General features: G+C 32.8%; 3 protein-coding genes. 2 read left to right on the top strand and 1 reads right to left on the bottom strand.

What is annotated here, in order from left to right; translation table 11 throughout:
• Positions 1-740: replication initiator protein A (locus tag ABF682_RS12045; RefSeq protein ID WP_415619938.1), on the bottom strand; the 740-nt coding region annotated here is incomplete at its 3' end.
• 400 nt (positions 741-1,140) lie between these two features.
• Between ABF682_RS12045 and ABF682_RS12050 the strand changes: the two genes are divergently transcribed.
• Together ABF682_RS12050 and ABF682_RS12055 are read left to right on the top strand one after the other, a co-directional pair.
• Positions 1,141-1,926, top strand: coding sequence for a ParA family protein (locus tag ABF682_RS12050; RefSeq protein WP_003553337.1), 786 nt, complete (start codon positions 1,141-1,143; stop codon positions 1,924-1,926).
• A gap of 6 nt (positions 1,927-1,932) precedes the next feature.
• Positions 1,933-2,160 carry a hypothetical protein gene (locus ABF682_RS12055; protein WP_003553335.1) on the top strand — a complete coding sequence of 76 codons (228 nt, stop codon included), beginning with the start codon at positions 1,933-1,935 and terminating at the stop codon, positions 2,158-2,160.
• Positions 2,161-2,221 lie beyond the last annotated feature (61 nt).

Below are 2,221 nucleotides of genomic sequence, written 5' to 3' on the forward strand. Positions count from 1 at the left end.
CACCAGAAACTAAGTAATTGTACGGCTTCGGGTTCTAAGAAAACGGGTAAGCCACTATCTTCATCAGTTAAGAAATCATTAGCATGGTTCACCAAATCCTTGTTTTGCTTTTCTAGTTCTGCTGGTGAGAATTGGGCTGTGGAAAAGTCTAACTTTTGAGTATCTATATTGTATCTAGATTTATCTATATCTTTATGTTCTTTATATAGATTGACTAAAGAATTTTTAGTTCCGCTGTTATCAAGGGTTTGACAGTCGGTGTTTGTTGAATTTACTGGAACTAAAGAATTTTTAGTTCCGCTGTTATCAACGTTTTTTGGAACTAAAGAATTTTTAGTTCCGCTGTTATCAAGGGATTGGGAGCTTACTTGTCTATAAACATCGTTAGCAGTTACTTCAGGCTTTAGTAAATATAACCGGTTAGGTTGATTGATGCCTATTCTTTTTTGGTATAATAAATGAGCAGTTTCTAAATCTTTTTTGATTTTGATTATCTTTGGTTCACTACAATTTAAGATTTCTTTCAGTGCCTGGTTGGTGTAAACAAAATACAAATTATCCTGTTCATCAACCCAGTGATTTCTAACTGAATAATTAAAACGATCTTTTAAAAGGGCAAAAGCTACTTTTGCATCGTTACTTAACCCTTTATAGTTATCATTTGTAAATAGAACTTTGGGTAGTTGGTAATAGGTTTCTGCATAAACTTCGCTGACTTTATAGAAATTATCTTGGTTCATATAAATGAAAGCTCCTCTCGTAACCTTGGTTAGATAAAAATGGACTAAATAGCTTTTACCAGCTACTTAGTCCACTGTTCTTGTTTTTCATTTTACCTTTGCTTGCTCCTAAGGGGCTGTTTGCGGTATAATTAATTCATAAACAAGATTACAATGTTCAATCAATTTTAACTTGGTGGTGAAAATTGATTGAACTAAGTAGCTGTTGGGTAGCTACTGGTTGATACTATAGGGAATCTCAATTCTAAGTGGATTGAGATTTTTTGTTTATAAATAAAGCATAGCATTTTGGGCAAATTAAGTAAATGCTTTTATTAAAAAATGATAAATGATAAATTTTTTATCTTTTGTGATCAATCACAAAAGATGGTAAAATTTTATTAAAGAGGCAGGTGCTATTATGAATGGGAAAACACTATTAAACTTTAATTTTAAGGGTGGGGTTGGTAAGACTACTTTAACCGTCATGGAAACCTATTTATTAGGTCAAGAAAATAAAAAAGTATTACTGATAGATTTTGATCCCCAGGGAAATGCAACTGAAATTATGAGGGAAACTTATCATATTATTTTGAAGCCGAAACTTTCATTATATGAAGGTCTTCTCAGAGGCGATTTATCTAAATCAATTGTTGCTGTTACGGATCAAATTGATATGATTCCTACAGATTGGACCTTGTCTTTATGGATTGGTATTGTAGAAAAGGTTAGTCAAACTGAGCGTAACATTTTATTATCAAAAATGCTTTCACAGTTAAAGCAAAACTATGATTATATTTTTATTGATGTACCGCCAACAATTAATGTCTTTACCAATAACGCAATTATGGCTTCAGATTTCATTTCGATTGTCTTACAAACACAAAAGCAGGCCTATACGAGTTCTTTAAAAACTGCAACGCATTTAGGGGAGCTGCGGGAGCAATATCATGGGAACTTCCGATTAATCGGCGTTATATTGTACTTAATGAAGCCACGGGCAAAAGTCGACACTGAAATTGCGGCGCGGGCAAAAGATTTTTTTGGTGAAGGAGTCTTTTTAAATTCAATCAGAACCCAAGAACGAGTTAAAACTTTCACTAATGAAGGTATACGTAATAAAGATCGTTGGGATAAAAGAGCCATCAAAATGTATCAAATGGTTCTTAATGAACAATTGTTTAGAATTCAACAATTAGAAGGGTAGTTTATCATGACAGAAGATTTTTTAAATAAAGTTAGTAAAAAAGCATCTGCACAACTTGGAAATCTTAAAAGTCCATACCAACTTGAAACAGAAAAAACTAAGACGGTTCAGCTTCGTATGAGCACCTATAAAGAAGTTAAACGCTTGGCTTTTGAAAATGATGAAAAAATTGTCGATGTCTTAGAAAAGCTCATTCATTCAGGGCTTTCTCAACGTAACCCAAATTTGAAGTAACCAAGATAGAGGCGATCTGTGTGATTTGTGATTAAAAATTAATTTTTAATCACAAATCACA

The sequence above is a fragment of the Liquorilactobacillus sp. genome (assembly GCF_047719775.1).
GTDB lineage: Bacteria > Bacillota > Bacilli > Lactobacillales > Lactobacillaceae > Liquorilactobacillus.

Bases quoted from the DNA above. Each gene is read 5' to 3' on its own strand.
- ABF682_RS12055 (WP_003553335.1), top strand. From the start codon at position 1,933: ATGACAGAAGATTTTTTAAATAAAGTTAGTAAAAAAGCATCTGCACAA.
- ABF682_RS12050 (WP_003553337.1), top strand. From the start codon at position 1,141: ATGAATGGGAAAACACTATTAAACTTTAATTTTAAGGGTGGGGTTGGT.